Annotated in this window: 22 protein-coding genes and 5 pseudogenes; 13 read left to right on the plus strand and 14 right to left on the minus strand. The window is 70.4% G+C overall.

Annotated features, from left to right (window positions below):
* Positions 1-179: 179 nt before the first annotated feature.
* The 7 genes from G4G29_RS17225 (at position 180) to G4G29_RS17255 (ending at position 4,093) form a co-directional block, all read left to right on the plus strand.
* Entirely contained in the window at positions 180-428 is a 249-nt protein-coding gene (locus tag G4G29_RS17225; RefSeq protein ID WP_183150961.1) for a hypothetical protein, read from the plus strand.
* Positions 407-820, plus strand: a complete 414-nt coding sequence (locus G4G29_RS17230) for a hypothetical protein (RefSeq protein WP_183150962.1) — start codon at positions 407-409, stop codon at positions 818-820. The genes G4G29_RS17225 and G4G29_RS17230 overlap by 22 nt, the downstream gene beginning before the upstream one ends.
* Positions 820-1,593: a hypothetical protein gene (locus G4G29_RS17235; RefSeq protein ID WP_183150963.1), complete on the plus strand. Its 774-nt coding sequence runs from the start codon at positions 820-822 to the stop codon at positions 1,591-1,593. The genes G4G29_RS17230 and G4G29_RS17235 overlap by 1 nt, the downstream gene beginning before the upstream one ends.
* Entirely contained in the window at positions 1,590-1,826 is a 237-nt protein-coding gene (locus G4G29_RS17240; RefSeq protein WP_183150964.1) for a helix-turn-helix transcriptional regulator, read from the plus strand. Before G4G29_RS17235 ends, G4G29_RS17240 begins: the two co-directional genes overlap by 4 nt.
* A 41-nt stretch (positions 1,827-1,867) precedes the next feature.
* On the plus strand, positions 1,868-2,113 hold the full coding sequence (locus G4G29_RS17245) for a CopG family transcriptional regulator (protein WP_183150965.1): 246 nt from the start codon (positions 1,868-1,870) through the stop codon (positions 2,111-2,113).
* Complete coding sequence (locus tag G4G29_RS17250; protein ID WP_202045338.1) at positions 2,110-2,514, plus strand: hypothetical protein; 405 nt, start codon at positions 2,110-2,112, stop codon at positions 2,512-2,514. The genes G4G29_RS17245 and G4G29_RS17250 overlap by 4 nt, the downstream gene beginning before the upstream one ends.
* A gap of 154 nt (positions 2,515-2,668) precedes the next feature.
* On the plus strand, positions 2,669-4,093 hold the full coding sequence (locus G4G29_RS17255) for a dicarboxylate/amino acid:cation symporter (protein ID WP_183150966.1): 1,425 nt from the start codon (positions 2,669-2,671) through the stop codon (positions 4,091-4,093).
* Positions 4,094-4,154: 61 nt separating this feature from the next.
* Here G4G29_RS17255 and G4G29_RS17260 read toward each other — a convergent pair whose 3' ends face one another.
* Entirely contained in the window at positions 4,155-5,801 is a 1,647-nt protein-coding gene (locus tag G4G29_RS17260) for a sodium:proton antiporter (RefSeq protein WP_244632145.1), read from the minus strand.
* A gap of 127 nt (positions 5,802-5,928) precedes the next feature.
* Positions 5,929-6,246 carry a MerR family transcriptional regulator gene (locus G4G29_RS17265; protein WP_183150967.1) on the minus strand — a complete coding sequence of 106 codons (318 nt, stop codon included), beginning with the start codon at positions 6,244-6,246 and terminating at the stop codon, positions 5,929-5,931.
* A gap of 124 nt (positions 6,247-6,370) precedes the next feature.
* On the opposite strand from G4G29_RS17265, the gene G4G29_RS17270 reads away from it, so the two are divergent.
* From G4G29_RS17270 to G4G29_RS17280, 3 genes and pseudogenes are all read left to right on the plus strand, one after another.
* Positions 6,371-6,793: an Hsp20/alpha crystallin family protein gene (locus G4G29_RS17270; RefSeq protein ID WP_183150968.1), complete on the plus strand. Its 423-nt coding sequence runs from the start codon at positions 6,371-6,373 to the stop codon at positions 6,791-6,793.
* A 108-nt stretch (positions 6,794-6,901) separates the two neighbouring features.
* Positions 6,902-7,941, plus strand: a pseudogene (locus G4G29_RS17275) (LLM class flavin-dependent oxidoreductase).
* A gap of 66 nt (positions 7,942-8,007) precedes the next feature.
* A complete protein-coding gene (locus G4G29_RS17280; RefSeq protein ID WP_183150969.1) occupies positions 8,008-8,214 on the plus strand; it encodes a methyltransferase in 207 nt (68 codons plus the stop codon).
* A gap of 45 nt (positions 8,215-8,259) precedes the next feature.
* Here G4G29_RS17280 and pheA read toward each other — a convergent pair whose 3' ends face one another.
* Positions 8,260-9,210 (minus strand): prephenate dehydratase, encoded by a 951-nt coding sequence (gene pheA / locus G4G29_RS17285; protein ID WP_183150970.1) that lies wholly within the window; start codon positions 9,208-9,210, stop codon positions 8,260-8,262.
* A 78-nt stretch (positions 9,211-9,288) separates the two neighbouring features.
* Between pheA and pgm the strand changes: the two genes are divergently transcribed.
* Positions 9,289-10,932, plus strand: a complete 1,644-nt coding sequence (gene pgm, locus G4G29_RS17290; RefSeq protein ID WP_183150971.1) for a phosphoglucomutase (alpha-D-glucose-1,6-bisphosphate-dependent) — start codon at positions 9,289-9,291, stop codon at positions 10,930-10,932.
* A gap of 59 nt (positions 10,933-10,991) precedes the next feature.
* Here the strand turns inward: pgm and G4G29_RS17295 are convergent, their stop codons facing one another.
* The 11 genes and pseudogenes from G4G29_RS17295 to G4G29_RS17345 all read right to left on the minus strand — a co-directional run bounded on the left by G4G29_RS17295 (position 10,992) and on the right by G4G29_RS17345 (position 23,031).
* Positions 10,992-11,177, minus strand: coding sequence for a cell wall-binding repeat-containing protein (locus G4G29_RS17295; RefSeq protein ID WP_183150972.1), 186 nt, complete (start codon positions 11,175-11,177; stop codon positions 10,992-10,994).
* Positions 11,129-12,652, minus strand: coding sequence for a cell wall-binding repeat-containing protein (locus tag G4G29_RS17300; RefSeq protein ID WP_183150973.1), 1,524 nt, complete (start codon positions 12,650-12,652; stop codon positions 11,129-11,131). The genes G4G29_RS17295 and G4G29_RS17300 overlap by 49 nt, the downstream gene beginning before the upstream one ends.
* Positions 12,577-13,563: a carboxypeptidase regulatory-like domain-containing protein gene (locus G4G29_RS17305; RefSeq protein ID WP_183150974.1), complete on the minus strand. Its 987-nt coding sequence runs from the start codon at positions 13,561-13,563 to the stop codon at positions 12,577-12,579. Before G4G29_RS17305 ends, G4G29_RS17300 begins: the two co-directional genes overlap by 76 nt.
* Positions 13,560-13,964: a hypothetical protein gene (locus G4G29_RS17310; RefSeq protein ID WP_183150975.1), complete on the minus strand. Its 405-nt coding sequence runs from the start codon at positions 13,962-13,964 to the stop codon at positions 13,560-13,562. Before G4G29_RS17310 ends, G4G29_RS17305 begins: the two co-directional genes overlap by 4 nt.
* Entirely contained in the window at positions 13,961-16,333 is a 2,373-nt protein-coding gene (locus G4G29_RS17315) for a carboxypeptidase-like regulatory domain-containing protein (RefSeq protein ID WP_183150976.1), read from the minus strand. The genes G4G29_RS17310 and G4G29_RS17315 overlap by 4 nt, the downstream gene beginning before the upstream one ends.
* Before the next feature lie 265 nt (positions 16,334-16,598).
* A pseudogene (locus G4G29_RS17320) lies at positions 16,599-17,702 on the minus strand (glycerate kinase).
* 76 nt (positions 17,703-17,778) lie between these two features.
* Positions 17,779-18,888: pseudogene (locus G4G29_RS17325) on the minus strand (LacI family DNA-binding transcriptional regulator); the annotation flags it as partial.
* Positions 18,797-19,561, minus strand: coding sequence for a TIM barrel protein (locus G4G29_RS17330; protein ID WP_244632146.1), 765 nt, complete (start codon positions 19,559-19,561; stop codon positions 18,797-18,799). The pseudogene G4G29_RS17325 and the gene G4G29_RS17330, both read right to left, overlap by 92 nt.
* Before the next feature lie 30 nt (positions 19,562-19,591).
* The gene (locus G4G29_RS17335) at positions 19,592-20,458 is read right to left on the minus strand and encodes a sugar phosphate isomerase/epimerase family protein (RefSeq protein ID WP_183152885.1); all 867 of its coding nucleotides are present in this window, start codon (positions 20,456-20,458) and stop codon (positions 19,592-19,594) included.
* Positions 20,459-20,571: 113 nt separating this feature from the next.
* The gene (locus G4G29_RS17340; protein ID WP_183150977.1) at positions 20,572-21,819 is read right to left on the minus strand and encodes a dihydrodipicolinate synthase family protein; all 1,248 of its coding nucleotides are present in this window, start codon (positions 21,817-21,819) and stop codon (positions 20,572-20,574) included.
* Positions 21,820-21,869: 50 nt separating this feature from the next.
* Positions 21,870-23,031 (minus strand): annotated as a pseudogene (locus G4G29_RS17345) (Gfo/Idh/MocA family oxidoreductase).
* A gap of 147 nt (positions 23,032-23,178) precedes the next feature.
* Here G4G29_RS17345 and galT point away from each other — a divergent pair.
* Together galT and galK are read left to right on the plus strand one after the other, a co-directional pair.
* Complete coding sequence (gene galT / locus G4G29_RS17350; RefSeq protein ID WP_183150978.1) at positions 23,179-24,381, plus strand: galactose-1-phosphate uridylyltransferase; 1,203 nt, start codon at positions 23,179-23,181, stop codon at positions 24,379-24,381.
* Positions 24,378-25,558, plus strand: a pseudogene (galK, locus tag G4G29_RS17355) (galactokinase). The gene galT and the pseudogene galK overlap by 4 nt, the downstream one beginning before the upstream one ends.
* Positions 25,559-25,596: the final 38 nt, after the last annotated feature.

Genomic DNA, 25,596 nt, shown 5'->3' on the forward strand with positions numbered 1-25,596 from the left:
TGGGCATACCGGGGGTTGACCCAGTTATCGACTGTCGTTATGTTAACGACAGTCGATAACAACGGTCCCCACGGACCGACCGGAGGGGACATCGTGAACGAGCTCCACCTTCGACCATCGGCCGCCGCCGTGCTCGAGATCGGGCGGCGGTTCGCGCACGACACGGAAGGGCTCGTCTGATGACCACCACCGCCACGACCCCCACCCGCTCCGAGAAAGCGGATGCCATCACCGTGATCCTCTACGCCGCCGTCGCGCTGATCACGGTCGGCCTTGCCACCGTGCTCCGCGTCGGCGGCACGTTCCGTGAGACGGGGTCGCGTGGACGGTCCCGATCGACCAGCAGCCGATCTCGGCGACGACGGACTCCGGGACCATCTCCGTCGAGGGACTCGCCGACGAGGCGTTGGTCATCGCCGCCGACGTGAACGCGGTGTCGACCATGGCGATCATCGCGGCCATCGTCCTGTGGGCCCTCGCCGCGATCGTGGTCATCGCCGCGGTGACCCTGGTCGCCTGGAACTTCCTGCGCGGGCGGTTCTTCGTCCGCCCGAACGTCCGGGCGTTCACCGCGATCGGATGGACGCTCGTCGGCGCACCGATCCTGATCGTGATGCTGGAGACCACGGGGCGCAACGGCGTCACCGCAGCGCTCGGCATCGGCGACGGGGAGCCCGCGCATCCGCTCGAGTTCTGGACCATCGCGCCCTTCTTCGCGACCGGGGTGACGGTCGGGCTGATCGCCGTCGCGTTCCGCCGCGGCATCCGTCTGCAGCAGGAGAAGGTCGCGCTCGAGAAGGAAACGGAAGGACTCGTCTGATGCTCTCCTTCGGATCGGCGGAGATCTGGCCCTCACTCCTCTTCATCGCGATCGGGCTCGCCGTGATCGCCCTCGTCGTCCTGATCCTGGTCTGGAACGGACGCCGGCGGGGCAGCCGCACCATCGCGCTCGACGCCGCGCTCACCCTCTCCGGATGGTGGATCCTGCTCTCCGTGGTGAGCGCCGTGATCTTCATCGTCAAGGCCTTCACGGTCGACTGGGCCGAACTCCACGGAGAGACCTACGTGTACGTCGGATGGCCCGACAGCCTGCCCTGCTCCGAATTCGGCGACACCGCCACGACCATGCTCACCTGCCGGGGCGAGAGCCTGTCGGAGTTCACGGTCACGAACGCCTCTCTCGGACTCCGGCTGCTCGCGGCCGCCGCCCAGCTGAGCACCCTCGCCCTCACCACGATGCCGGCCGTGATCGTCGCCATCATCTGCTTCCACACCCTGCGCGGACGGGCGTTCTCGCACATGGTGGCGCGGGCTCTCACCGGTGGCGCCATCGCGGTCCTGGTCTTCGGGGTGGCGGCCGACCTCCTCGGCGGCATCGCCGCCACGACCGGTCTGCGCGAGGTGTTCACGCCCGGCAGCGAGTGGTACCCGTCTGCCTATCAGCTCACCGTGACGCCCTGGCCGTTCGCCGGCGCGCTCGCGCTCGTCGCGCTCGCCGCCGTCTTCCGACAGGGGATGCGCCTCGATCAGGACAGGGCGCGCCTGCAGCAGGAGACCGCGCGTCTGCAGAAGGACACGGAGGGGCTGGTGTGAGCCCTGCCGACAGCGACGACGAGTTCACGGGCATCCACTGCCGACTAGACGAGCTCCTCGCCGACCGGGGGATGACGCTCACCGAGCTGAGCGCCGCGGTGGGGGTGAGCATCGTGAACCTGTCGGTGCTCAAGAACGACCGCGCCCGCGCCATCCGCTATTCCACGCTGCGCGCGATCTGCGAGGCCCTCGACTGCGAGGTCGGCGACCTGCTCGTGCTCGCCCCGCGCTGACACTGAGGCAGATGTCTGCGTATACGCGTATGCTTGTCTGCATGCGCACCACCCTGAACCTCTCCGAAGCTCTCGCGACCGAGGCGAAGGCCCGCGCCGCCGCCGAGGGCCGAACCTTCACGAGCTTCATCGAAGAAGCCCTGCGGGAACACCTGGCGAAACGCCGACCCACTGCGACCGTCGAACCCCTGCCGACCTTCGGCGACCCGCGCACGTCACGATTCCTCGTCGACATCGATGACCGCGACGCCCTGTGGGAGGCACTCGAAGAGGCACCGATCCGATGATCGTGCCCGACGTCAACATCCTCGTCTACGCGTTCCGCGCCGACTCCGCAGAACACCAGACCTATGGCCCGTGGCTGAACGAGGCACTCGCCCACGAGTCGATCGGAGTGTCGGACACGATCCTCAGCGGATTCGTCCGCATCGTCACCCACCCCCGGATCACCACCGCCCCGGCACCGATCGACGCCGCGATGGCCTTCACCCGCAGCCTCCTCGCCGCCCCGCGCACGCAATGGCTCACGACAGGACCCCGGCCTGGGACCGGTTCGACGCCCTCGCCGCAAGCGATCGAGGCATCCGCGGGAACCTCGTCCCCGACGCGTACATCGCCGCCGTGGCCCTGGCGAACGGCGCACGCCTCGCGACCCGCGACCGCGGCTTCGCCCGATTCCCCGACCTGAGATGGTTCGATCCGGGTTCGGACATGCCGGAACGCGGCGCGCGCTGAGCGCACCGCGTCATCGTTCGTCATATCCGCTCAGGGAATTCTCAGGGAGTCATAGCGTTGAGCCTCATGGCGTGCACTCGGCGCGCCGCGATTCTGGAGTCCCCTCAATGAGCACCACCGCACGCGCCCAGAAGGCGCCTGATACCCGCGGACCGGTCCGGAAGCTGCTGACCTCGTTCGGCTTCCAGATCCTGGCCGCCCTCGTCCTCGGTGTCGCCGCCGGCCTGATCGGCCGTCAGCTCGGCGCCACCGCCGAGAACCCGAACGGCCTCTCCGCGACGCTGGACACGATCGGCAGCTCGTACGTGACGCTGCTGCGCGCCGCCGTCGTCCCCCTCATCTTCACGGCCATCGTCGCGAGCATCTCGAACCTGCGTCGCGTGCAGAACGCCGCGCGCCTCGCCGGCCAGACCATCCTCTGGTTCGCGATCACCGCGTTCATCGCCGTGATCATCGGCATCGGCCTCGGTCTCGTCATCCAGCCGGGCAACCGGGCCGGCGAAGGCCTCGAGACGGGCGACCCCTACACGGTGGGCACGTGGTGGAACTTCCTCCTCGGCCTCATCCCGCAGAACTTCCTCGGCCTCACGGTCAGCACCTCGCCGGGAGCGGTCGACGGCACGTTCAGCTCGAGCGTCGGATTCAACATCCTCCAGGTCATCGTCGTCGCCGCGGTCGTCGGCATCGCGGCGCTCAAGGCCGGCAAGAAGGCGGAGCCGTTCCTCGTCTTCACCGAGTCGCTGCTCAAGGTCATCCAGCGGGTGCTGTGGTGGATCATCCGCATCGCCCCGATCGGCACCTTCGGCCTCATCGGCTCGGCCGTCATCAAGTACGGCTGGGAGAAGCTCGCGGCCCTCGGCTGGTTCGCCGCCGCGATCTACATCGGCCTCGCGCTCGTGCTGTTCGTCGTCTACCCGATCCTGGTGCGCACGCACGGCCTGTCGATCAAGCAGTACTTCTCGGGTGTGTGGCCCGCGGTGCAGCTGGCCTTCGTCAGCCGCTCCTCGATCGGCACGCTGCCTCTCACGGAGCGCGTGACCGAGCGCAACCTCGGTGTGCCCCGCTCCTACGCGTCGTTCGCCGTGCCGCTGGGCGCGACCACGAAGATGGACGGCTGCGCCGCGATCTACCCGGCCATCGCCGCGATCTTCGTCGCACAGTTCTTCGGCATCGAGCTGAACTTCGTGCAGTACCTGCTGATCGTGATCGTCTCGGTCGTCGGCTCCGCGGCCACCGCCGGCACCACCGGCGCGGTCGTCATGCTCACCCTGACGCTGTCGACCCTCGGTCTGCCGCTCGAGGGCGTCGGCCTCCTGCTCGCGATCGACCCGATCCTCGACATGGGCCGCACCGCGGTCAACGTCGCGGGCCAGGCGCTCATCCCGACGATCGTCGCCAAGCGCGAGGGCATCCTCAACGAGGACCTGTACAACGCACCGCGCGAGGGACTGCCCTTCGCCGATGACTCCGGCGACGACGACGCCCCCGAGGCGGATGCCTCCTCCGACAAGGAGCCGGTCGCCGCGCGCTGACCGTCGTCCGGCCTCACGCAGAGCGCCCCGTCCCTTCCGGGGCGGGGCGCTCTCATCCCGGCTAGGCCCGGCCGGGCTGGCGCGTCGCGCCGCGGGTGTCGAGCGCGAGCTCCTCCGCATCCATCGCCGCGATGAGTTCGCGCATGACCTCCTCGTCGAGGTTCCCCGCGTCGCGCTCGGCGAGCAGGATGTCACGTCGCACCTGCAGCCATCCCCTCGACAGGGCGACGAGGTCGTCGTACGACGGCCGGCTCGCCGCGTCCTCCATGCTCTGCGCCTCGTCGGTGTCTTTCTCGACCCGTGTCATGCGCCGGGTGAAGGCGTCGAACACGCGGAGGTCGACCTCGCCGTACTTCGCCTCCCATTCGACGCGCTTCTCGGCGAGGAACTCCTTCCCGGCCTCGCGGCTCTTCGCACGCACCTCGGCGAGAGCCGCCTCGTCCTCTTCCTCGTCGACATCGCTGGCGATGCCGAGTCCGCGGATGAGCAGCGGCAGGGTGAGCCCCTGCAACAGCAGCGTGCCGACCGTGACGATGAACGCGACCACCACGATCGCGTGCGACGCCTCGGTGTCGAGCGTGGCGAGGTCGGCTGCGGCGACCGCGATCGCGAGCGTCACCACGCCTCGCATCCCCGCCCACGAGATGACGGCGTTGTCCTTCCACGAGAGCTGCAGACCCGCCATCCGCTCGCGCACGATGCGGGTGCGCAGTTCGTCGGCGCTGTGCTCGCTCCACCGGCGCGATGCGCGGTGCCTCTTCTCGAACTCCCCGGATTGCACCCCGCGGTCCCAGCGCTCCAAACGGCGGCGGTCCTGGAAATTCGCCCAGGCGCTGGTCGGGTAGATGTACAGCGGCCGCACGATCAGCACCACCAGCAGGACCGCTCCCGAGAGCAGCAGGATCGGACCGACCGACTCGCTGCCGAGATCGCGGAGCACCCGAGGGAACTGCAAGCCGATGTACGCGAACACGAAGCTCTCCAGCAGCAGGTCTGCCGAGAGCCACAGCGGCTTCTCCTGCTGGCGCGTCGTGTAGTCGGTGCGCGGGGAGTTGTAGCCGACGTAGAGACCCATCGCGACGACCGCGAGCACGCCCGATCCCAGAAGATGCTCGGCGATCGCGTACGCGCCGAACGGGGCGAGGAGCCCGAAGGTGCCGATCACGACGGCATCGTTGATGCGCATGCGCAGCTGATGCAGCACGACCCCGAAGACGAGACCGACGGCCACCCCGATGCCGACCGCGAGAAGGAACTGCCAGATCCCGTCCCACACCGAGACCGTCGCACCCGCGATCGTCAACGAGGCGAAGACGCGGTACAGCGTGAGCGATGTCGCATCGTTGATGAGGCTCTCACCCGACAGCACGGTCATGATCCGCCGAGGCAGCCCGAGGCGGCGTCCGATCGCCGCAGCCGACACCGCGTCGGGCGGAGCCACGATCGCGCCGAGCAGCAGTGCGCCGGGAAGAGTCAGCGACGGCAGGATCCACCACGCCACGAAGCCGACCGCCACCGCCGTCAGCAGCACGAGCCAGATCCCGAGCCGCCGGATCTGCGGAAGGCTGCGCTTGAAACCGACGAACGACACGTCGAGCGCGGCGGAGTACAGCAGCGGCGGCAGCACCAGGCTCAAGAGCACATGTCCGTCGATGTCGAGGTCGGGCGCGAACGGGAGGAAAGACGCGGCGAGGGCCAGCGTCGTCACCAGCAGCGGCGCCGGCCACCCCGGGAGCGTGCGAACGCGGCCACGGCGACCGCACCGACGAGGACGTAGAAGATGCCGGCTTCCATGAGGGAAGCGTATCGCCGCGCGTGGGATGCCGAGCAGGGCGTCAGCGTGGGCGGGGGTCCCTCCGCGGCGACGTGGCCGACTCGTCGCCCGAGAGGGACTCGCGCAGATCGGCGTTCTCGTCCTGCAGCTCGAGCACCCGGGCGATGCCGGCGATGTTCAGACCGTCCTCCCGCAGGCGCGCCGCGCGCAGCAGTCGGGCGATGTCGTCGTCGCTGTAGCGCCGCGTGCCGCCATCACTGCGCGCGGGCGCGACCAGTCCCCTGCTCTCGAACAACCGCAGCGTCGCCTCGGGGAGATCGACGAGTTGGGCGGCCACAGCGATGCCGTAGAGCGGTGTGCGGGAGTCGCGGTGCGTCATCCTGAGAGATTCCTTAAACCAGGTTGCGAGATCGTCGGCAGTTGTTCTATAACAAATCTACAGCACAGATGCAGATCATCCGCATCTGCTCACCGCCCATCCGGGCCTCACGAAAGGAGACATCATGGCACTCACCTTCGACCCGTTCAGCCAGCTCGACCGCTTCGCAGCGAGCGTGCTCGACACCGTTCGCGCACCCCGGTTGATGCCGGTGGATCTGTATCGCGACGGCGACCGGTACATCCTGCATGCCGACCTCCCCGGTGTCGATCCCGGATCGGTCGACGTCGATCTCGACGGAGGCCAGCTGACGATCCGTGCCCAGCGCACCGCCGACACCAGGGAAGGCGTCCGCTGGCTGGCACGTGAGCGCGGCGCAGGCTCGTTCCTGCGTCAGTTCTCGCTCGGGGACGGCGTCGACCTCGACGGCATCAGCGCCTCGTACGAGAGCGGCGTCCTCTCGGTGATCATCCCGGTGAGCGAGCGCGCCAAGCCGCGCAAGATCACCGTCGAGTCCGCGGAGCAGCGGCAGGCGATCGACGCCTGACCCTCGAGGGGGCGGCGACCGCCGCCCCTCCCCTTCGCCGGCCCGCCCGCACAGCGCTCGTCGCCCGATCGGGGAATGCCGGAGAGCGCCGGCGGGTTGTCCCTCGGGATGAATGACGTCGCCCTCTCCGTCCTCGACCTCGTCCCGGTGCGCACCGGCCAGACCAGCTCGAGGCCATCGCCGCCTCCCTGTCGCTCGCCGAGACCGCCGACCGCCTCGGCTATCGCCGCTACTGGTTCGCCGAGCACCACAACATGCCGGCCGTGGCGTCCACGACGCCCCCGGTCCTGATCGCCGCGTCCGCCACCCGCACCTCGCGCGTCCGTCTCGGCTCCGGCGGGGTGATGCTGCCCAACCACGCACCGCTCATCGTCGCCGAGCAGTTCGCGGCGCTCGAGGCCATCGCCCCCGGCCGCATCGACCTGGGCCTCGGTCGCGCCCCCGGCAGCGATCCCGTGATCACGCAGCTGCTGCGCGGCTCGGGCACCACGAGCGACGTCGAGCAATTCCCGCGCCATGTGCAGGACATCGCGGCACTCCTGTCCGCCGAGGGTGCGGCCCTGCGCTTCACCTCGGGCGGCGAATACACGGTGCGAGCGACGCCCTCTGCGACCGGCGTCCCCGAGGTGTGGCTGCTCGGATCGAGCGACTACTCGGCCCAGCTCGCGGCCTCCCACGGACTGCCCTACGTGTTCGCGAACCACTTCTCGGGGCAGGGTCTCGAGCGTGCACTCGACCTGTACCGCACCGGCTACCGTCCGAGCGAGGAGCACCCGGAGCCGCGCACCTTCCTCACCGTGAACGCCGTGGCAGCGCCCACGCAGGAGGAGGCGGAGGCTCGGGCGTTGCCGCAGCTGCGGATGATGGCCCGTCTGCGCCTGAACAAGCCGCTGGTCGCCCTCGAGACCGTCGAGGAGTCCCTCGCCGCCGCCACGGATGCGGCGACCGACGACGTCGTTCACGCGGCCCGCTCCCGCTGGTTCGTCGGCACGGGCGAGTCCGTCGCCGGCGAGGTGGCCGCGTTCGCGGAACGGTACGGCGTCGACGAGGTCATGTTGTCGCCCGTCGCCGGTGCGTACGAGTCCGAGCCGAAGGATGCACCGGCCGGTCGCGCCCAGACCCTGGAGCTCGTCGCCGCCGCATCCTGAGCATTGTCAAGCCCTGGTCTTCCCCGGTGGGGAGGCGTACTCTCGGCCGCAGAGAGGGGTTCGACGATGAGCACCAAGACACTCGCACTCTGGGTCGCGTACGGCACGAACGGCGTGGTCGGCAGCATCCGCCACGACGACGAGGGCTACACCGTCACCATGGTCGGCGCGGACACGACGACCGGAACATATCCGAGCCTCGCCTCCGCGAAGGGCGCCCTGCATTCCCATATGGCGCCCGGCAGCGACTGGCCGCGCTTCCAGGAGCACTGAACCACGGCATCCGCCTGACCGAGCTGGGCGGTCAGGTGGATGACGTCAGGCTTCCGGCTCGCCGGAGAGGATGCCGCGCAGCCAGTCGCGGGCCTCGACGAACACGTCGTCCGAGTAGCGGTCGGGGTACTGCACGATCTGCCGGTCGGCGCGCGGATACGACCCGAGGAACACGACACGAGGGCTGAACCGCCGGATGCCGAGCAGCGCGTCGGCCATACGCTCGTGCTCGATGTGCCCGTCGGCGTCGATGACGAAGCGGTAGCGTCCGAGTTCGTCGCCGATGGGGCGGGACTCGATGAGCGAGAGGTTGATGCCGCGCGTCGAGAACTGCTCGAGCATCTCGAGCAGCGACCCGGGGTGGTCGTGCGGGAGTTCGACGATCAGCGAGGTCTTGTCGGCGCCGGTGGGTTCCGGCGACCGCGTCGTGCGCGTGACCAGGACGAAGCGGGTCACAGCCTGGGCGTTGTCGCCGATGCCCTCCGCCAGCACGTCGACGTCGTAGTGGTTCACGATGCCGGGGGCCGCGATGGCGGCCTGCGCGGGCAGCGTCCCGTCGAGCACGCCGATCGCCGAGGCGACGTTGCTCGCCGCGGGCACGTGCGAGTGCGACGGGAGATGCTCTCCGAGCCAGCCGTGGCACTGTGCGTACGCGACCGGATGCGCCGCGATCACCTCCACCTGGTCGAGCGTCGTGCCGCGCGGGGCGACGAGCACGAAGTTCACCCGCACGAGGTACTCGCCGATGATGCGCAGACCAGGGAGCGTCGCAAGAGCGTCCTGGGTGGTGGAGACGCCGCCCTCGATCGAGTTCTCGATCGCGATCATCGCCGCGTCGCTTCGACCCGCGAGCACGTCGGCCAGAGCCTCGCCCACGTTGTGCACGGGACGCCAGTCCTGACCACGGGCTTCGGCCACCTGGTCGAGCGCCGCTTCCGTGAACGTTCCAGCGGGTCCCAGATAGCTGTAGGTGCGGCGTTCAGTCACGGGTTTCACCTTAGCCCTCGGCGACCGTGCCGGTGTTCGGGTGACTTCTCGGATGCGATCGCGCGTCTCAGGGGGCAGACTGAGAAGATGACCAGCCGTGCCGGCCTCCCCGCGGAGGAAAGTGACCTGATCGATGTCGACGAGCTGATCGCCGCGTACTACGACCGCGCGCCGAACCCGGAAGTGGCGTCGGAGCGGGTCGTGTTCGGCACCAGCGGCCATCGCGGTTCCTCCCTGTCGAACAGCTTCAACGAGAACCACATCCTCGCCACGACGCAGGCGATCGTGGACTATCGAGCCGCTCAGGGCATCACAGGTCCGTTGTTCCTCGGGCGGGACACGCACGCACTGTCGCTGCCTGCCGAGCGCAGTGCGATCGAGGTGCTGCTGGCGAACGGCGTCGATGTGCGCGTCGACTCCCGCGACGCGTGGGTTCCCACGCCGGCGTTGAGTCACGCGATCCTCACCCACAACCGCGGCAAGGCGGCCGACGACCCCACCCGGGCCGACGGCATCGTCGTGACCCCGTCGCACAACCCTCCGCGCGACGGCGGCTTCAAGTACAACCCGCCCCACGGCGGCCCCGCCGACACCGACGCGACGGGGTGGATCGCCGACCGGGCGAACGCGCTGATCGCCGCGGGACTCGAGGGCGTCGAGCGGGAGCGCTTCTCCGACATCGACTGGGATGCGCTCACCGGATACGACTTCCGCGACGCCTACGTGCGCGACCTCCCGTCCATCATCGACATCGACGCGATCCGGAACGCCGGGGTGAGCATCGGGGCCGATCCGCTCGGCGGCGCCTCGGTCGAGTACTGGGCGCTCATCGCCGAGATGCACGGCCTCGACCTCACGGTCGTGAACCCCGAGGTGGATCCGACCTGGCGCTTCATGACGCTCGACTGGGACGAGAAGATCCGCATGGACCCGTCCTCGCCGTCGGCCATGGCGTCGCTGGTCGCGAAGAAGGGCTCGTACGACGTGCTCACCGGGAACGACGCCGACGCCGACCGGCACGGCATCGTGACTCCGGACGCCGGACTCATGAACCCGAACCACTACCTCGCAGTGGCGATCGACTACCTGTTCTCTCACCGGGAGGACTGGCCGCGCGATGCCGCGATCGGCAAGACGCTGGTGTCGTCGATGATCATCGACCGCGTCGCCGAATCGCTCGGTCGTCGGCTGCTGGAGGTTCCGGTCGGGTTCAAGTGGTTCGTCCCCGGACTCCTCGACGGCTCGGTCGCGTTCGGCGGCGAGGAGTCCGCCGGAGCCTCCTTCCTCCGCAGAGACGGTTCGGTGTGGTCGACGGACAAGGACGGCATCCTGCTGTGCCTGCTCGCCGCCGAGATCATCGCTGTCACCGGCAAGACGCCGTCGGAGCGCTACGCCGAGCTGGAGCAGGCGTTCGGCGCCTCCGCATATCAGCGGGTCGACGCCCCGGCCACGCCCGAGCAGAAGACGACGCTGGGCAAGCTCGCGCCGGAGGCCGTGACCGCGACGACTCTCGCGGGCGAGGACATCACCGCGAAGCTCTCGCACGCGCCGGGCAACGGGGCGGCCATCGGCGGCCTCAAGGTGCAGACCGAGCATGCCTGGTTCGCCGCGCGTCCCTCCGGCACGGAAGACGTCTACAAGCTGTACGCCGAGAGCCTGCGCGGACCCGAGCACCTCGCCGAGGTGCAGGCCGAGGCCCGCGCCGTGGTGTCGGCCGCACTCGGCGACTGACCCGATCGCTGCGACGACGATCGTCGGGGAAGCGACCTGGCCGCTCCCCGACGATGTCGTCAACGCCGGATGTAGGTCTCCGCCTGCTTCTTGACCGCCTCGCTCACCGCGCCAGTGCCACCGAGGATCACGATCCGCTGCGGCTTCAGACGCGCCAGCTCCGCCGAAACCACCGCAGGCAACGCACCCGGCTCCGTCAACAGCACCGGACCACCGAGGTGACCCGCCGCCGCCGCACCCGCCAACGCATCAGGAAGTCCCGGCCGCTCGCCAGATACACGACCGGCACACCCGCGGTCGGGAACGACGCCTGCGACACCGCGACCGCCGTCTCATACCGACCAGGCCCCGACTGCCGCGAGACCCCACCCGACGTGAACGCGCCTGCCTGCTTCTTGACCGCCTCGCTCACCGCGCCAGTGCCACCGAGGATCACGATCCGCTGCGGCTTCAGACGCGCCAGCTCCGCCGAAACCACCGCAGGCAACGCACCCGGCTCCGTCAACAGCACCGGACCACCGAGGTGACCCGCCGCCGCCGCACCCGCCAACGCATCAGGGAAGCCTCGGCCGCTCGCCAGATACGCCACCGGCACACCCGCGGTCGGGAACGACGCCTGCGACACCGCGACCGCCGTCTCATACCGACCGGGCCCCGACTGACGCGAGACCCCACCCGACGTGAACGCGCCTGCCTGCTTCTTGACCGCCTCGCTCACCGCGCCAGTGCCACCGAGGATCACGATCCGCTGCGGCTTCAGACGCGCCAGCTCCGCCGAAACCACCGCGGGCAACGCACCCGGCTCCGTCAACAGCACCGGACCACCGAGGTGACCCGCCGCCGCCGCACCCGCCAACGCATCAGGGAAGTCCCGGCCACTCGCCAGATACGCCACCGGCACACCCGCCGTCGGGAACGACGCCTGCGACACCGCGACCGCCGTCTCATACCGACCAGGCCCCGACTGACGCGAGACCGCGGCTGCGGGCGCCGTCGGGGTCACGGCTGCGGACGCGCCAGACGCCGCCGAGGAGCCGATCGCGTTCGTCGCCTTCACCGTGAACGTGTACGCCGTACCGTTCGTCAGACCCGCGACCGTCGCCGTCGTCGCCCCCGTCGTCGTGGCCGTCTTGCCACCCGGCGACGCCGTCACGGTGTAGCCCGTGATCGCGGAACCGCCGTTCGAGGTCGGCGCCTTCCACGACACCGTCGCCTGACCGTCGCCGGCCACCGCCGACACCGCGGACGGCGCATCCGGAGCCTTCGCCGCGCCCTTCGGTGTGACCGCCGCTGAGGCGGCAGACGCTGCCGAGGAGCCGATCGCGTTCGTCGCCTTCACCGTGAACGTGTACGCCGTACCGTTCGTCAGACCCGCGACCGTCGCCGTCGTCGCCCCCGTCGTCGTGGCCGTCTTGCCACCCGGCGACGCCGTCACGGTGTAGCCCGTGATCGCGGAACCGCCGTTCGAGGTCGGCGCCTTCCACGACACCGTCGCCTGCCCGTCGCCGGCCACCGCCGACACCGCGGACGGCGCGCCCGGCGCCGTCGAGGCCTTCAGCGTGGTGAACGAGACGCGCGGCGACTCCGCGCCGGCACCGACCGCGTTGACCGCGGTCACGGACACGGCGTAGGTGGTCTGCGCGGTCAAGCCGGTGAGGGAGAAGGACTCCCCCGTGACGGCGATCTCGCGCACGAGCGCACCGCCGGTGTAGACCCGCACCGAGTACCCGGTGATCGGCGAGCCCCCGAGGCGGGCGCGGTCCAATCGAGCTGGGCGGACGTCTCCTGCACCTTCGACGCGACCGGCACCGTCGGCGTCTTCGGCACCGAGGGCTTCGCCGTCACCGTCAACGTCGCGATATCCGTGGTCTTCGTCGTCCCGCCGGACGTGAAGACCGCGCGCACCGCTGTGCCGGAGTCGGCGATCGTCCCGGTCAGTGCGAGCGTCGAGTCCGTCGCGCCCGCGATCGTCGTGAACGTCGAAGCCCCCTTCTTGCGCTTCTCCCAGCGGATCGTCGGTGCCGTCGCGCCTGAGGCCGCGGCTCGGAAGGTCGCGGTCTCGCCATCGATCACGGTGACGTCGACGGGCTGTCGCTGAATCGTGAACTCGTCGCTGATGGACTGCTCCGGCGTACGCGGTGCCTCCCCGGAGGCGAGAGCGCGCATCTGCAGCGGGACGTTCACGGTCCCGCCGGCGGAAACCTCGACGGTGTCCGCTTCGCTCAGCGTCTTCTTGCCGTCGAACCACGTCGTGCCGGTCGCGGGCGAGTACACGTACAGTCCGTACGACCCCGCCTCCACCGGAGGGAGCGTGTAGTTCCCCGACTCATCCGTGATGGTCTCGATGTCGAGGATCCCTCCCCCTGGCGTCGCACCGAACATCTCGGTCAAGGGCGCGAAGAACGCGCCGATTCCCGAGGCCGGCAGGGCCGCGAGACCCACGGTGGCCCCCGCGAGCGGATTGCCGTCGGCGTCGGAGACCCCGCCTGTGACGACCCCGCCGAGGCGCATGGACGCGTCGACGCCCGTCACCGGCTTGCTGGCGACATCGACCTTCGTCGCGGATGCGGAGGTCGTGGCATCCTTCCACCACTCCTCGACATAGAGCCCGTTCCAGTTCGAGAACCTCACGGTGTACGCGCCGTTGGCGAGGGCCGGGGTGCGGTAGGTGCCATCGCTGGCGGTGGTCGCAGAGGCGACGCCCTCCCCCGCGGCGTTCCAGACGTAGACCTGGATGCCGGGCAGGGGTTCGACGTGTTCTCGGCGGTCGCCTTGCCGCTCAGCCGCTGCCCCTTGGCGAGCGCGAACGTGATGTCCTTCAGGTCGGCGCCCGCGAGGGTGATGCGGCGCGTCGAGGTCGAGTAGGTCGTGGAGGCGTCTGCCGCCGAGACATCCCAGGCACCGGGCGAGCCGACCACGATGCGGTAGGACCCGTCGGCCTGGGTGCGGCCGTACACCGTCGAGTACGTGACGAGCGACTGCGCCCGCACGGACTCCCCGGACACCGGCTCACCGGTCGCGGCATCGGTCACACGGCCGCTGACCGTCCAGCCCGCTGCGTGGTGATGTCGAGGACGGTCGGCTTCCCGGCGACGACGGTGAACGGCGTCGTCGTCTCGCGCAGTGCGTCGCCGTTCGCGGAGTACCCGGATGTGCGGATCCGATACGCCCCCGGCTCGACGGAGAACCCGAACTGTGCACCGATTCCGGGGGCGGAGTCCACGTAGTTCCACCACTCGCCCTCCTGGCGCTCGATCGTCGCATCGACGCGCGCGATGTCCGATCCGTCGGTGGTACGCAACGCCCCCGTGACGTTCAGGTTCTTGCGCAGATCGAAGTCGACCCCGGTGAAGACCTTGCCGGGGACGACCGTGATCGGCGTGGCCTGCTCCGAGGAGCCGTCGGCGTTCCAGTAGTCGCCGTTGACCGAGGCGATCCAGGTGCCCGCGAGTCCGGAGACCTCCCACTTCACGGCGGATCCATCGGTGATCGGCACCGCCATGGAGCGGTAGTCGGAGCCGTCCTGCCGGCTCAACGACACCCAGTACGTCCGACCCGCGACGCCGGTGACGGTTCCGCTGATCGTGCCGCCGAGGACGGCGGTGACGTCGGCGCGGAACGTCGCGTCGAGGCCGAGCTCGATCACGACCGCGGCCGGGTCGCTCGCAGTGGCCCCGTACCACACGTCGACCACGCCGCTGGTGCCGGAGGTGATCTTGACGACGTAGTTCTCGCGGTTCAGCCCCTTGACCGTGTAGCGACCCTGCGCGTCCGTCGTCGCCGTGGCGACGGGCTGGTCGGTGTTGTGCGCGGCGAACACCGAGACCGTGGCGCCCGTGACCGCAGCACCGCCCGCGAAGGAGACCGTGCCGGTGATCGAGCCGCCCTTCACGGCGACGAAGTCGATGCCGTCGTATACCGCGCCGTCGGTCGTCGCACGCACGAGATCCGCCTCGGCCGCGCTCCTCTTGCCGTCGTACCACTGCTGCGGGGTCCCCACGGTGCCCGCGTGGCTCAGGCCCACGGTGTACTCGCCGGCCGGCAGGATGTAAGACGAGTACGAGCCGTCGGGACCCGTCACCATGGAGGCGACGTTGTTGCCCGCCTGGTTGAACCAGATCGTGTCGCCTTCTCGTGGCGTTCCGTCGGCATTGGTCGACGTGCCGGTGATGCGCACGCCGGCCGCCACGGCGGCGTTGTAACCGGTCAGCGACCCGGACGCCGATGTGACGGTGATCGTCCCGGCGTTATCCCAGCTGCTGACGCCGGGCCAGTAGGTGGGCGGCCCCGAGCTGTAGAAGCTCAGGTCGAACGTGCCTGGCACGACGTTGAGGAGGGTGTACGTGCCGTTCGCTGCGGTGGTCGCGGACCGGGCGAGATTCCCCGACGTCCACGGGCGCGGGTTGAGACTGACACCGGCGCCTTCGACCGGGTTCCCCTTCAGGTCGCGGACCGTGCCCGAGATCGTCCGGGAGCTGATCGTCACGGCGATCCCGATGCTGGTCACCGCGCCGTTCACGACGATCGGCTTCGCGGTGTCGTAGGTGCTTCCTCCGTAGTATGCCTCGATGCCCAGGCCGTACCCCGTCACCGATGCGCGATATGTGCCCTTCGGAACCGTCACCGACCAGGAGGTCGAGCCGGTCTTGATCGAGAGCGGGATCTCGAACTGCGCGTTCTCCGCCGACAGCTGGAGCCGGGTCTCGGTGGGCGAGAGCGGACCGGTGACCGTCACGGTTCCGGACACGGCATGTCCTGCGACGAGCGCGACGTCTCCGATCGTGGAGACGGCCGCCTCGGGCTCGAGGACCCACCGGCCCTCCGGCCAGTTCCCCGGGATGATCTTGCGGTCGGTGCCGATCATCCCGGTGACGTAACCCGCGCCAGGGGTCACCAGGAGGGCGAACGGACGCGCCGTGTCGACGTTCAGCGTGAAGGTGCCGTTCGCACCGGTCGTGATCTGGGCGAGCTCACCGGGACCGTCGCCGAAGATGGGCTCCGCGCGGAGGTTCACTCCGGCCGCGGGGGCACCTGCCGGGGTCACGAAGCGTCCGGAGACGGTGACCCTGACGACCTCGCCGTACGTGGATTCGGGCAGGTCGGCCGCTGTCGCCGATGCATCCGTGACACGCGCCTGCGTCACGGGCGTGTCCGCACTCGGCGGCACGGGGGTGGCGGCCTCGTCGGAAGGTTCCTCAGAGGAGGAGGTGTCGCCGGGCTCGGTGCTGACCTGGGCTCCATGCGCCGCGGAGACGACAGCGGGATCGTCGCTGACCAGGTCGGGGGCCGCTGCGGTGACGACCGTCGACGTCGACGGCGCGGACTCGCCAGCGACGGCGGGAACCGCGGAGGACGCGATCAGGGCGAGAGCGGTGAGCACGACCCCGCCGGTGCGGAGCATGCGGGACCAGGGCCCCCGGTGGGAATCGGACACCACGGCACGGCGGTGCGAACGGACATGACTCACGGACAATCTCCCCTAGATCGAGCGAAGCCGGCTCAGTCCATTCGATCGAACAACCGGTATTCTGCGCTGATCGTAGCAGAGGGCGAACCATACGTCGGATGAACATATTCCGAAGGACACAACGCCGTGTCCGCGCCACATCGGACGGAGGGCCGACCATCCCGATCCTGCGACCTCGGAGCCGTCTCGCGCCCCGCCGTCACGCTCCAGCGCGTGCGAGCAGGGCGCCGGCCTCGCGGAGCCAGCGCGAGGGATTCGCGAGGGCCTCGTCGGACGACCCGGCGATGTCGGTGAGAGATGCGGATGCGGCGAACAGCGCGGTGTCGGCATCCGCGGTGATGCGCCCGGCGGCGAGCATCGCGCGCGCCCCGCCGCAGCGGCGAGGCCGGCGAGGAACGAGGGCACCTTGCCGTCACCGGACTGTCCGTCGTAGGAGCCTTCGCCGGTGATGACGACGTCGGCATCGGCGATCGCGGCGGCGAGGCCGATGAGCTCGGCCACCTCGGCAGCGCCGGGAGCGAGCACGCCGCCCCACGCGACGAGCGCGGCGCCGGTGCCTCCGGCTGCGCCGTTGCCCTCCCCGCCGGGTCGACACCCAGAAGGTCGGCGAGGCGGCGCAGACCGTCGTCGGCTCGCGCGATGTCCTCCTTCGCGCGCAGCCCCTTCTGCGGGCCGAACACGGCGGCCGCACCCCGGGGGCCGGTGAGGGGGTTCGTGACGTCCGTCAGCACCCGCACCTCCGGCGCCGCCCGCATCCCCGTCAGATCGACCGAGGCGATGTCGGCGAGGCCACGCGCGCCCCGCGCGATGGGGACGCCGGACGCGTCGAGGAACCGTGCCCCAGCGCCGTCAGCATCCCGGTGCCGCCGTCTGTCGAGGCGCTCGAGCCGATGCCGACCACGAGTCGTGAGACACCGCGGTCGAGGGCATCGGCCATGGCCTGTCCCAGACCCGTCGTGTCGGCGTCCCACGGGCGCAGTTCGTCGAGCAGCTCGATGCCGGACGTCGAGCCGAGATCGACGACGGCGGTGCCGCCCGGCGCCTCGTCTGTCGGCGGCAGCAGGAGCCAGGTGGTGTCGATCCGCACGCCGGCGGGGCCGTCGACCGCGACCGGCACGCGCACGGCACCGGGCACGGCAGCCTCGAACGCGGCCACGGTGCCCTCGCCGCCGTCGGCCATGGGTCGGTGCACGAATGCGGCGGACGGTTCGACCGACGCCCACCCTTCGGCCAACGCCGCAGCCGCATCGGCCGCCGTGATCGTCCCCTTGAAGCTGTCGGGCGCCAGCACCACCCTGGTCACGCGGCGACACCGGGGTGCTCGCACGCACGACGATCTCGAGCGGCAGAGGCCCCTGTTCCCAGTCGGCGTCGACCGTGGCCCGGAACGCCTGATAGCCGACCTCGCTCAACGGCACCCGCACGGTCGTCAGGGCGGGAGAGACATCGCCGCTCACCGGGACGTCGTCGAAGCCGCACACCGCGATGTCGGCACCGACCTCGCGCCCGGCATCGCGGATCGCCGACATGGCACCGATCGCGACCACATCGCTGATCCCGAAGACGAGTGTGCTCTTCGCGACACCGTCGGCGAGCGCGGCTGCCATCTCCGCGGCACCCGACTCCCGGCGGAAGCCCCCTCGCCGCACATCCTCGACCACACCGCCGGCACCCTCGAAGCCGGCACGGAATCCGGTCAGACGATCATCCGAGGTGCGGACGCCCTCTGCCGCGCCGAGCGCGATCGCCGAGCGGTATCCGAGTCCCGCCATCCGCCGACCGAGCGCTTCCGCGCCGGAGCGGTTGTCGATCTCGATGCGATGGTCTCCGCCGCCATCCGGGCCGAACGACACGACCCTGCCGCCCAGACGGGCGAACTCGGCGAGCTCATGCGCCGTCTCGACCTCCATCGGCTCCTGGGTGCGGGAGGCGGCGAGGATCAGGCCCCGCGGCCGCTGCCCCCGGAGCGCGCGCACGATCCGCGCCTCCCGCGCCGGGTCGCGCTCCGTGATGGCGATCGTCACGACGAGCCCGTGCTCGTCGGCGCCGCGGGCCACGCCGGAGGCGATCAGGCCGAAGTACGGGTCGGCGATGTCGGCCACGAGGAGGGCGATCACCGGCGACATGCCGCGAGCCGTCGCCTGCGCCGACACGTTCGCCGTGTAGCCGAGTGCGGCGGCCGCGGTCTCCACTCGTTCGCGGTACTGCTCGGCGACCTTGCGCTCGGAGCCGTTGAGCACGCGAGAAGCCGTCGCCAGCGAGACGCCGGCCTCGCGGGCGACGTCGTGCAGTGTCGGGGCGGGGCCCCTGGCATGACGCGGCGTGCGTCCTGGCGCCGCTCCGTCCGCGGACGCTGCGGGCTTGGTCATGACCCCGAGCCTACTTCGCGGGTCGTCATCATGCCGATCCTGAGATGTAGTCGCGCAGCGCTGCCGCCTCGGTCGCGAGGAGCGCCGGATCGTCACCCGGCACGAACTCGAGCAAGGCATCGCGGGGCGGCGACGCCGCGGCCCTCGCCTCGGCGAAGAACCTCGTCCACAGCGCGTCGCGGGCCCGCAAAGGCAGCCGCTCGCGCGCCGGCCACCACGAGAAGACGTGAGCGGCGCTGGTGCGGGCCGCCACCGCGCGGTATTCGGCCAGCACCGTGTCGACCGTGGCGCCGACCGTCGGCTGCCAGTAGGTCGAGAGCACGGGGCTGCCGACCTGATCGAGCAGACGCATCGTGGTCGGGGCCGTGTCGGCGAGGGTGCCGGAGTGGAACTCGAGCGCGAGACCGATCCCGTACTCCTCCGCCTCGGCCGCAGCCGCGTGCAGGCGTGCGACCACGGCATGCCAGTCGGCCTCGGTCGCGGCATCCGATCCGACGTGGCCGGCCCAGATCCGGACGCGGTCGGTGCCCAGCGCCTGCGCAGTGTCGAGGACGGGCGTCAGGGAGTCATGCGTACCCGCGCGGAAGTACGACCCGTACGAGGCCACCGCGAGCCCCGCGTCGACCGTGGCGCGCGCCACCTCCGCCGCCCTGACGACATCGCCGGGCGGCACGTGCACGTCGCCGCCCCACTCGATCGCCGCGAGCCCGGCATCAGCGGCGAGATCGATGATCCGTTGCGGCGAGAGCTCTCGGAACGTCACCGAGCACACCCCCGCACGGATACCTGTCACGATGTCATCCTCTCAACTCCGCGCCTCGGCTCAGCGCAGATGCGGCGAGACGGCGGCGGCGAAGGTCTCGGCCGTCCGGCGCACGACGGTCTCCGGCGCATCCGCCCAGACCTCGGCATTGAAGATCTCGACCTCGATGTCACGGTCGTACCCGGTCGCCATGACCGCACGGGTGAGCGAACCGAAGTCGATCACGCCGTCGCCCGTGTAGTGGCGCGAGAGCAGCACGTCCGCGGCGAGAGGCGTCTTCCAGTCGCATACCTGGTACGTGGCGATGCGGCCCTCACGACCGGCGCGGGCGATCTGCGCGAGCACCTGCGGATCCCACCAGATGTGGAACGTGTCGACCGCGGCGCCGACCACATCGGCGTCGAAGTCGGCGGCGATGTCGAGCGCCTGACCGAGCGTCGAGACGACCGCCCGATCGGAGGCGTACATGGGGTGCAGCGGCTCGATCGCGAGCGTCACCCCCGCCGCCTTCGCCTCAGGTGCCAGCACCCCGATCGCATCGCGCACACGTTCCCGTGCGCCGATCAGGTCGCGCGACCCCGAAGGGAGACCGCCCGCGACGAGCACCAGCACCGCCGTCGAGCCCTCGGCACCGGCGGCAGCGAGGGTCGCGGTCTCCTCGATCGCACGGCGGTTGTCGTCGAGGGCGGCGTCACGATCCGGGCCGACCGGGAGCGTGAAGAACCCGCCACGACAGTGCGTCGTGAACCGCAGCCCCGAGTCGGTGAGCATCCGTGCGGCGGTGTCGAGCCCGACCTCGTTCACGGGCTCGCGCCAGAGTCCGATCGCCTGGACCCCGGCATCGGCCGTGACCCGCAAGGCCGTCTCGAGGTCGGCATGCTTGATGGTGGCCTGGTTGATCGACAGGCGCGGGTCCGGCTCGGTCATGCCCGTCGGTCGGGCGGCTGCGCGGATGTCGGTGGCTTCCGCGGCGTTTCCTCCGACAGACGTGCTTTCTCCCTGCAGGTGCGCGTGCGGGGGCGTCGAGCCCGGCACGGCGGTCATGCGTCGACGCCGTTCAGTCGGAGCATGGCATGCCACCGCTCACGGGCGAGGTCGGGCTGCTCGAGGGCCAGCGAGGAGTTCGCGAGTTCCACGATGCGGCTCAGGTGCGGCAGGCTCCGCGCGGAGTGCAGCCCTCCGACCATCTGGAACGCCGGCTGATGGCCGTTGAGCCAGGAGAGGAAGGCGACACCGGTCTTGTAGTAGAACGTGGGGGCTGCGAAGACCTGCCGACTCAGCTCCTCGGTGGGGCCGAGGATGCGCAGGTACGCCTCGGTGTCACCGGCGTCCAGGGCCTGGATGGCCGCCGAGGCCACGGGTGTGATCGCCGCGAACGCGCCCAGCAGCGCATCCGAGTGCCCTCGCACCCCCGCCCCGCCGCCGGTGCGTTCGCCGGGCGCACGGCTTGTTGCCGAGTGCACGGCGTGTTCGGGGGAAGTCCCCGTGCGCTCGGCAGCATCCCGTGCACTCGGCGCACGAGAGGGCAAAGGAGAAGGCACGCCGGCGATCAGGCGGACGTAGTTGAAGTCGTCGCCCGTGAACATGCGCACGGAGTCGGGAAGCCGTTCGCGCACCGAGATCTCGGACTCGGCGTTCAGGAGGCTCATCTTGACACCAGCGACCTTGTCGGGGTTCTCGGCGATCACGTCGAGCAGCACCCCCGACGCCGTCTGCCAGTCATCTGCCCCGAAGTATCCCGCCAGTTCAGGGTCGAAGGCCGTGCCGAGCCAGTGCAGCACCACGGGCACCGTGGCCCTCGACAGCACCTCGCGGTAGACGCGACGGTAGTCCTCGGCACCGGTCGCGACGCGGGCGAGATGGCGCGAGGCCATGAGCACCGGGCCGGCGCCCTGCTCCTCCGTGAAGTGCAGCTGCTCGAGGTAGGCCGCGATCACCTGGTCGAGCGAGATGTGCGGCTCTGCGATGTGGTCGGTGTTGACGCCGACCACGACCGAGCCGCCCTCCTCGCGGGCGACCTCGGCGCTGCGCGCGATCAGCTCGCGGGTGGCGGCAGCGTCCAGACCCATGTTGCGCTGGGCGGTGTCCATCGCGTCGGCGACGCCGAGACCCCACGAGTACACGTTGCGGCGGAACGCGAGCGTGGCATCCCAGTCGATGTCGGCGGGCTGCCCCGGGGTGTTGTCGGCGTGCACCTTCGGCACGACGTGGGCGGCAGCGTAGGCGACGCGGCTGCGCAGAGGAGCAGAGGGGCGTGCGTAGACGCCCGAGTCGTTCAGCAGCGACATCGGCGGTCTCACCGGTCGCTCGGAGGAGCCGGAGGGTGCTCATGCGCGCCTCAATCCAGGGTGAGGGGCTCGAGCGCGATCTTGCGACCCTCGGCGCTGGAGGTGAGCCCCGCCTCGGCGAACTGCACGCCGCGCGCCGGCGAGCAGGTCGAACGGGTAGTCGGTGCCCTCGACGTAGGAGACCAGGTACTCCTCCCACTGCTGGCGGAAGCCGTTGAGGAACACGTCGTTGGTGGGCACCTGCTGCCAGTCGGCGTCGTAGTCGCGGGTGTCTTCCAGATCGGGGTTCCAGACCGGCTTCGGGGTGGCGTTGCGCGGCTGGATCTTGGCGCCGAAGAGCCCGACGACGGCCGAGCCGTGCGTGCCGTCGACCTGGAACTCGACGAGCTCGTCACGGTTGACCCGCACGGTCCACGAGGAGTTGATCTCGGCGACGATGCCGCCCTCGATCTCGAAGATGCCGTAGGCCGCATCCTCGGCCGTGGCGGTGTAGTGCTCGCCCTTCTCGTCCCAGCGGTCGGCGATGTGCACCGCCGCCTGCGCGTACACGCTCGTCACCTCGCCGAAGAGGTTCTCGAGCACGTAGTTCCAGTGCGGGAACATGTCGGTGATGATGCCGCCGCCGTCTTCGGTGCGGTAGTTCCAGCTCGGGCGCTGCGCCGGCTGCCAGTCGCCCTCGAACACCCAGTAGCCGAATTCGCCGCGCACCGAGAGGATGCGGCCGAAGAAGCCGGAGTCGATGAGGCGCTTGAGCTTCTGCAGCCCCGGCAGGTAGAGCTTGTCGTGCACGACGCCGGTCTTCACACCGGCCTGCTGCGCGAGGCGCGCGAGTTCGAGGGCCTCGTCGAGCGATTCGGCGGTGGGCTTCTCTGTGTAGATCGCCTTGCCGGCGGCGATGGCCCTGCGGATCGCGGACGCCCTGGCCTTGGTCACCAGGAAGTCGGCGTAGATCTCCCACTGCGGGTCGGCGAGTGCGGCATCGAGATCGGTCGTCCAGTCGTCGATGCCGTGCTTCGCGGCGAGTTCGGCGAGCGTGGCCTCGTTGCGGCCGACGAGGATCGGCTTGACGGTGATGCGGGAACCGTCGGGGAGCTCGATGCCGCCCTGCTCACGGATCGCCAGGATCGAGCGCACCAGATGCTGCCGGTAGCCCATACGGCCGGAGACGCCGTTCATGATGATCCCGATCTCGCGGGTGTTCGCCTGTGTCATGGTGTTCCGTTCCTGTCGCGGGACGCTGTCCGTGCTTCCCGGAGACGAGATTGGAAAGCGCTTTCCCAGATCATGCCATGAGACTCCGACCGATCGCAAGCACGGCGCGCTCCCCGATGCCGATGGTCGCGCCCATAGCATGTTCACGTGAGCACGCACGATCTTCCCGAGGTGCGCACGGAGGCCCTCGGCGCCGGCGTCGTCAGACGCGCCACGACCCTCGCCGACGGCCGCGACCTCTTCTATTACGACGACCCCGACACCGCACTCGGAGCCGATCGCGCCATCGACCTGCGCACCCTCGACGCACGCCCCGACACGGCCACGATGCGCCTCGACGTGCTCACCGGCGACTGGATCACGGTCGCCGCGAACCGTCAGAACCGCGTCATGATGCCGAGCGCGGATGCCGACCCGCTGGCACCGCAGACACCGGGCAACCCCTCGGAGGTCCCCGCGCGCTACGACGTCGCCGTGTTCGAGAACCGCTCCCCCACCTTCGGCCCGGCCCTCGCCGAGGCCGTCGACGCGGCGCCGTCCGCCGCGAACGCGCCGCGCGGCCTGGACGACCTCGCCGCCCTCGGCCTCGCCCGCACCCGCGCGGCCGTCGGACGCTGCGAGGTCGTGTGCTTCAGCCCCGAGCATTCCGGCTCGTTCGGCACCCAGTCGGTGACGCGCGCCCGCACCGTGATCGAGGCCTGGGCCGATCGCACCGCCGCGCTGTCGCAGCTGCCAGGGGTCGAACAGGTGTTCCCCTTCGAGAACCGAGGCGAGGAGATCGGTGTGACCCTGCCCCACCCGCACGGGCAGATCTACGCCTACCCGTACGTGACGCCGCGCACCGCGCGCGTGCTCGAGTCGATCGATCGGACCGCACCCGACCTGTTCCACCGGATCCTCGAATCCGAGCAGGCCTCGGAGCGGGTCGTGTTCCGCGGCGAGCACTGGACGGCGTTCGTGCCCTTCGCGGCCCGCTGGCCTCTCGAGGTGCACCTCATGCCGCACCGGCACGTGCCCGACTTCTCCGAGACGACGGATGCCGAGCGCGACGAACTCGCCCCGCTGTACCTGCGTCTGCTCCGCGGCGTCGACGCCCTGTACGAGACGCCGACCCCCTACATCGCCGCCTGGCATCAGGCCCCCGTGCACGTCGGCCGCGACACCGTGCGCCTGCATCTGCAGCTCACGAGTCCGCGGAGGGCCGCCGACAAGCTGAAGTACCTGGCGGGGTCGGAGGCCGCGATGTGGGCGTGGGCAGCGGAGGTCGCACCGGAGCAGGGTGCGGCACGTCTCCGCGAAGCCGTCGAACGCGCGTCGCAGGACCCGCGCATCGAAGCGGACTCGGCATGACCGGCGCCCTGGACGCCGCGTCAGCGCTCTTCCGCGAGCTCACCCGGCGCGAGCCCGACGGCCTCTGGTCAGCGCCAGGGCGCGTGAACCTCATCGGCGAGCACACCGACTACAACGACGGCTTCGTGCTGCCGTTCGCCATCCCCCAGCGCACCGTCGCCGCGGTCGGCCTGCGCGACGACGACCGGATCCGTGTCGCCTCGGCGTTCGCCGACGAGCCGGTGTCGGTCGGCCTCGACGAGCTCGACCGGGTGTTCCCCACACCGTCGGGCCTGCCCCCGGCCATCCCCGAATGGGCGGCGTATCCGCTCGGGGTCGCCTGGGCCCTGCGCGCGGCGACGGGGGTGCCGGGGCGCGGCGTCGACATCGCGATCACGTCGGACGTGCCCGTGGGCGCTGGACTCTCGTCCTCGGCGGCGATCGAGGGTGCGACCGCCTCCGCGCTGAACGAGCTGTGGCACACCGACCTCGACGGCACGACGCTGGCCCGCATCGGACGGCGTGCCGAGAACGAGGCCGTCGGCGCCCCGACCGGGATCATGGACCAGATGGCCTCGATGCGGGGGCGCCCGACACGGCGATCTTCCTCGACTGCCGCACGCTGCGCGCGGAGCGCGTGCCGCTGGGCGTCGCCGATGCCGGCCTCACGATCCTCGTGATCGACACGCGTGTGAAGCACGCGCACTCGACGGGCGGGTACCGCGAACGCCGAGCCTCGTGCGAGCTCGGCGCCTCCCTCCTGGGCGTGCCCGCCCTGCGCGACGTATCGGTGGCCGACCTGCACCGAGCGCGGGAGCTGATGGACGATGTGACGTTCCGGCGCGTGCGGCACGTCGTCACCGAGAACCAGCGCGTGCTCGACACCGTGCGGACGCTCCGCGAACGGGGCGCTCGGGCGATCGGCGGACTGCTCATCGCCTCGCACGCCTCCCTGCGTGACGACTTCGAGATCTCGACCCCCGAGCTCGACACCGCGGTCGACGCCGCGCTCGCCGCCGGCGCCCTGGGTGCACGCATGACCGGAGGCGGTTTCGGCGGCGCCGCGATCGCCCTGATCGACGCGGATGCCGTCGACGCGGTCTCCGACGCCGTGACCGCGGCCTTCGCGGCATCCGGATTCGTCGCTCCGCACCTGTTCCCGGTCACCCCGGCGGCAGGACCGCAGCGCGACGCCTGAGAGAATGATCCTTCGGGCCGCGACGTCTCCGCGGCAGG

The sequence above is a fragment of the Microbacterium sp. Se63.02b genome, from assembly GCF_014171575.1.
GTDB lineage: Bacteria > Actinomycetota > Actinomycetes > Actinomycetales > Microbacteriaceae > Microbacterium.

Coding starts and splice junctions, on each gene's coding strand:
- G4G29_RS17235 (WP_183150963.1), top strand. CDS start 820: ATGCTCTCCTTCGGATCGGCGGAGATCTGGCCCTCACTCCTCTTCATC.
- G4G29_RS17335 (WP_183152885.1), bottom strand. CDS start 20,458: ATGACCGAGCCGGACCCGCGCCTGTCGATCAACCAGGCCACCATCAAG.
- G4G29_RS17280 (WP_183150969.1), top strand. CDS start 8,008: ATGAGCACCAAGACACTCGCACTCTGGGTCGCGTACGGCACGAACGGC.
- G4G29_RS17250 (WP_202045338.1), top strand. CDS start 2,110: ATGATCGTGCCCGACGTCAACATCCTCGTCTACGCGTTCCGCGCCGAC.
- G4G29_RS17245 (WP_183150965.1), top strand. CDS start 1,868: ATGCGCACCACCCTGAACCTCTCCGAAGCTCTCGCGACCGAGGCGAAG.
- G4G29_RS17255 (WP_183150966.1), top strand. CDS start 2,669: ATGAGCACCACCGCACGCGCCCAGAAGGCGCCTGATACCCGCGGACCG.
- G4G29_RS17315 (WP_183150976.1), bottom strand. CDS start 16,333: ATGCTCCGCACCGGCGGGGTCGTGCTCACCGCTCTCGCCCTGATCGCG.
- G4G29_RS17270 (WP_183150968.1), top strand. CDS start 6,371: ATGGCACTCACCTTCGACCCGTTCAGCCAGCTCGACCGCTTCGCAGCG.
- G4G29_RS17340 (WP_183150977.1), bottom strand. CDS start 21,819: ATGTCGCTGCTGAACGACTCGGGCGTCTACGCACGCCCCTCTGCTCCT.
- pgm (WP_183150971.1), top strand. CDS start 9,289: ATGACCAGCCGTGCCGGCCTCCCCGCGGAGGAAAGTGACCTGATCGAT.
- G4G29_RS17265 (WP_183150967.1), bottom strand. CDS start 6,246: ATGACGCACCGCGACTCCCGCACACCGCTCTACGGCATCGCTGTGGCC.
- G4G29_RS17225 (WP_183150961.1), top strand. CDS start 180: ATGACCACCACCGCCACGACCCCCACCCGCTCCGAGAAAGCGGATGCC.